Source organism: Dietzia sp. DQ11-44, from assembly GCF_014145205.1.
GTDB classification, from domain to species: Bacteria; Actinomycetota; Actinomycetes; order Mycobacteriales; family Mycobacteriaceae; genus Dietzia; species Dietzia natronolimnaea.
Genome location: NZ_JAALEC010000021.1, coordinates 1 through 4,134 on the forward strand (window position 1 = coordinate 1; position 4,134 = coordinate 4,134).

4 protein-coding genes and 1 pseudogene are annotated in these 4,134 nt (G+C 70.6%); 2 read left to right on the top strand and 3 right to left on the bottom strand.

What is annotated here, in order from left to right; genetic code table 11:
- Both G6018_RS00580 and G6018_RS00585 read right to left on the bottom strand, forming a co-directional pair.
- Nucleotides 1-337 (bottom strand): TRAM domain-containing protein (locus G6018_RS00580; protein WP_347237753.1); only part of this gene is annotated, 337 nt, incomplete at its 3' end.
- On the bottom strand, nucleotides 334-2,325 hold the full coding sequence (locus G6018_RS00585) for an amino acid permease (protein WP_182638461.1): 1,992 nt from the start codon (nucleotides 2,323-2,325) through the stop codon (nucleotides 334-336). The genes G6018_RS00580 and G6018_RS00585, both read right to left, overlap by 4 nt.
- A 114-nt stretch (nucleotides 2,326-2,439) precedes the next feature.
- Between G6018_RS00585 and G6018_RS00590 the strand changes: the two genes are divergently transcribed.
- Both G6018_RS00590 and G6018_RS00595 read left to right on the top strand, forming a co-directional pair.
- Entirely contained in the window at nucleotides 2,440-3,102 is a 663-nt protein-coding gene (locus G6018_RS00590) for a TrkA family potassium uptake protein (protein WP_182609328.1), read from the top strand.
- Between the two features lie 106 nt (nucleotides 3,103-3,208).
- Nucleotides 3,209-3,868 carry a TrkA family potassium uptake protein gene (locus tag G6018_RS00595; protein WP_182609329.1) on the top strand — a complete coding sequence of 220 codons (660 nt, stop codon included), beginning with the start codon at nucleotides 3,209-3,211 and terminating at the stop codon, nucleotides 3,866-3,868.
- A 7-nt stretch (nucleotides 3,869-3,875) separates the two neighbouring features.
- Here G6018_RS00595 and G6018_RS00600 read toward each other — a convergent pair.
- Nucleotides 3,876-4,134, bottom strand: a pseudogene (locus G6018_RS00600) (hypothetical protein); the annotation flags it as partial.

The window sequence follows — 4,134 nt, forward strand, 5'->3', positions numbered from 1 at the left end:
GGCGGGCCTGGTCGGCCAGGACGGTCCCCGAGAACGCACGGGCGGCCGCCGGGTCGATGTGGCTCCAGTCGCAGCACCCCGCACCCGCCGCCGCGGCGGGGCACAGCGGGTCGATCCGGTCCACCGACCTCTCGAGTACGCCGGTCACGGTGCCGCGACAGAAGGCTCGTCCCGGGTCGTCGTGGATCATCACCTCGACCAGCTCCCCCGAGATCCCGCCCCGGCAGAACACCACCCGCCCGGAATGCCGGGCCACGAACTCCCCGCCCTGCGCGGGGCCCTCGATGCGCAGCCGGAGCACACGCCCCGTCCAGTCGGTTCTCTCCGTCCGGGTCATCGGTCCTCCGGTCCGCCCCAGCGCCCGATGATGGGTTCGTCACGCGCCTGGTCCGCGCGGCCGTCCGAGGACGACAGCTGCCACGGGACGCTGGTCACCATGACACCCCTCTCGTACAGCAGTCGGGTCTTCAGACGCAGCGCGCTCTGATTGTGCAGGAGCTGCTCCCACCAGTGGCCCACGACGTACTCCGGGATGTACACGATCACGACGTCCCGGGGCGACTGGTCACGCAATCGTTTCACGTAGTCGACCACCGGCCGGTTGATCTCCCGGTACGGCGACTCCACCACCTTGAGCGGCACGGAGATCCGCCGCTTCTCCCACTCGCGGACCAGGATCCGGGTCTCCGCCGTCTCGATGTTCACGGTGAGCGCCTCGATGGTGTCCGGTCGGGTCGCCCGCGCGTAGGCGAGTGCCCGGAGGGTGGGCAGGTGCAGTTTGGACACCAGCACCACACAGTGGGTGCGGCTCGGGAGGACGACCTCCCAGGACGAGTCCTCGAGTTCGCGCGCGACCGACTCGTAGTGACGATGGATGAGTTTCATGACCCCGAACACGGCCAGCATCGCCAGCACCGCGATGTAGGCGCCGGCGAAGAACTTCGTGCTCATGACGATCACCAGCACACCGGAGGTGAGGACGAACCCGACCGCGTTGACCGCCCGTGCGCGCTGCACCCGTCGCCGGACGGCGGGGATCTGCTCGTTGCCCAGCCGCCGGGTCCAGTGGCGGACCATGCCGAGCTGGCTCAGAGTGAAGGCCACGAAGACCCCGACGATGTAGAGCTGGATGAGCACGGTGACCTGCGCGTCGAACGCCACCACCAGGACGATCGCCGCCACGGCGAGCAGGACGATCCCGTTGGAGAACGCGAGCCGGTCCCCCCGCGTGGCGAGCTGCCTCGGCAGGTACTTGTCGCGCGCGAGCACCGAGGCGAGCACGGGGAAACCGTTGAAGGCGGTGTTCGCCGCGAGCACCAGGATGAGGGCGGTGATGGTCATGATCACGTAGAAGGCGACAGGGAGACCCGCGAAGACCGGGTCGGCCAGCTGCGCGATCATCGTCTTCTGCTGGTAGTCCTCCGGCGCACCGATCAGTTGGGTGGCCGGGTCCTCCGCGACCTGCACCCCGAGCTGGTTGGCCAGCACGATGAGCCCGAGCAGGAACGAGATGGATACCACGCCGAGCATGACCAGAGTCGTCGCGGCGTTCCTGGCCCTGGGGCTGCGGAACGCCGGCACGCCGTTGTGGATGGCCTCGACCCCGGTCAACGCGGCACAGCCCGAGGCGAAGGACTTGGCCACCACGAACGCGAGCGCGAGCCCGGCGACCGCCACGCCGTCGGGCGTGACGAGCTCGAACTCCGCGGACTCCGCCCTCAGCTCACGTCCAAGCACGCCGACCTGGAACAACCCCCACACCACCAGCGCGGTCATGGCCGCCATGAACGCGTAGACGGGGATGGCGAACGTCGCGCGGGACTCCCGGATGCCCCGGAGGTTGATCGCGGTGAGCAGGACGATCGCGATGACGGCGAACACCACCTCGTTCGAGTGCACGAACGGGATCGCGGAGCCGACGTTGGCGGCCGCCGCCGAGATCGACACCGCCACGGTGAGCACGTAGTCGATGAGGAGGGCCGCCCCCACACCCAGACCGGCGTTCGGCCCGAGATTGACGGTGGCGACCTCGTAGTCCCCCCCGCCCGACGGATACGCGCGGACGTTCTGCCGGTAGCAGGCGATCACGACCACCATGACCACCGCCACCGCGAGCCCGACCCACGGGGTGAACGCCAGCGCCGACACCCCGGCCAACGACAGGATGAGGAAGATCTCCTCGGGGGCGTAGGCGACCGAGGACAACGCATCCGACGCGAAGACCGGCAACGCTATCCGCTTGCGCAGCGGGGTGTCCCCGGTGGTGTCGCTGCGGAAGGGGCGCCCCAACAGCAGGCGCTTGATTCCGACGGAGACCCTGGAGATCCTGGACACCGACACATCGTAGGGCTCCGCGTGCCGCAGGGACAGCGCCGCCGACGAGGGTAGCGTGATCGGGACGGGTCCGCGCGTCGCGGACCGTGAGGAGCGGTACTGGCCATGAGGGTCATCATCATGGGCTGTGGGCGTGTCGGCGCGGCGCTCGCGACCGAGCTCGACGAGGGCGGTCACGAGGTCGTGGTGATCGACCGCGACCCCGCCGCGTTCGCCAGGTTGGCGGAGCAGTTCGACGGACGCACCGTCACCGGGCTCGGCTTCGATCGCGAGGTCCTCGTCGACGCCGGGTTACACGGGGCGGACGCGTTCGCGGCGGTCTCCTCCGGGGACAACTCCAACATCATCGCCGCGAGGGTGGCCCGCGAGACCTTCGGCGTCGAGCGGGTGATCGCCCGGATCTACGACGCCGGACGCGCCGAGGTCTACGAGCGGCTGGGCATTCCCACCGTCGCCACGGTGCCCTGGGCCACCGGCCGCCTCATCCGGTACATCACGTCCGGGTCGAGCCCGGTGGTCTGGCGCGATCAGACCGGCGAGGTGTCGCTCGTCGCCGTCGTCCCTCCGTCGGTGTGGGTCGGCGTGGGACTGGCGTCTCTCGCCGATCTGGTCGGTGGCACCGTGGTCGCGCTCACCCGCTTCGGGGAGTGCAGGGTGCCCGGCGGCAGCACTCTCGTGCAGGCCGACGACCTGATCCACCTCGCCGTTCCCTCGGGCGTGGTCGACGATCTCGACGACATCCTGGAGCGAGGACCATCTGATGACTGACCGACCCGTGACCGGCGATCCCGTCCCCGACGGTTCGGTCCCCGACTACGCCGACGGGGCCGGCCTGCTGGACCGCGCCCCCGCCCGCACGTTCCACGCCTCCACCATGCGGGTCCTGGTGGCCGGGGCCGGCGTGGTGGGACGATCGATCGCACGCGAACTCCTGGCCAACGACCACACCGTGACGCTGGTCGACAAGCGCGCGGCGGTCTTCGACCGCGACGGGGTGACCGGTGCCCGGCAACTCGTCGGCGACGCGTGCGAGTTGGGCTTCCTCGAACGACTCCGCGCGGAGGAGTCCGACGTGGTGGTCGCGGCCACCGGCGACGACAAGGTGAACCTGGTCGTGAGCCTGCTGGCCAAGACGGAGTTCGCCGTGTCCCGCGTGGTCGCCCGCGTCAACGACCCCCGGAACGAGTGGCTGTTCGACGACCGCTGGGGCGTCGACGTGGCCGTCTCCACCCCCCGACTCATGGTCTCCGTCGTGGAGGAGGCGGTCTCCGTCGGGGACGTCGTGCGGTTGATGACCCTGCGGCGCGGCGGCGCCAATCTGGTGAGCGTGACGCTGCCGGACCAGACCCCCCTCGCGGGCAGACCGGTCTCACGCGTCCGCTTCCCCCGGGACGCGGCGCTGGTGGCGATCCTCCGCGGGGGAAGAGTGATAGCCCCCGAACCCGACGTGCCGTTCGAACCGGGCGACGAGTTGCTGGTCGTGGCGCCGGAGGCCGCGGAGGCGGACCTGAGCACCGCGGTCCTCGGCGGCTGACCCACGCTCACCGATCCCGGCTTCCTCCACCGGGAACGGTGACGGCGACCTCCCGCCCGTAGCCCCACCCCGGGGCGAGCGGCAGCGCGTCCCCGCTCCAGAATCGGCCCGGGTCGTACCAACTGGCGTCGCCGGCCGGCAGCAGGACACCCATCGCCTCGAGTGTCATCCCGACCACCTCAGCGCAGTAGGCCGCCTCCACGCGCAGTGCGGGCCCGGAGTCCGCACGTCGGCGCCACGGGAGGCCGCTGCCCCGGCGCCCCGGG

Bases quoted from the DNA above. Each gene is read 5' to 3' on its own strand.
- G6018_RS00590 (WP_182609328.1), top strand. From the start codon at position 2,440: ATGAGGGTCATCATCATGGGCTGTGGGCGTGTCGGCGCGGCGCTCGCG.
- G6018_RS00595 (WP_182609329.1), top strand. From the start codon at position 3,209: ATGCGGGTCCTGGTGGCCGGGGCCGGCGTGGTGGGACGATCGATCGCA.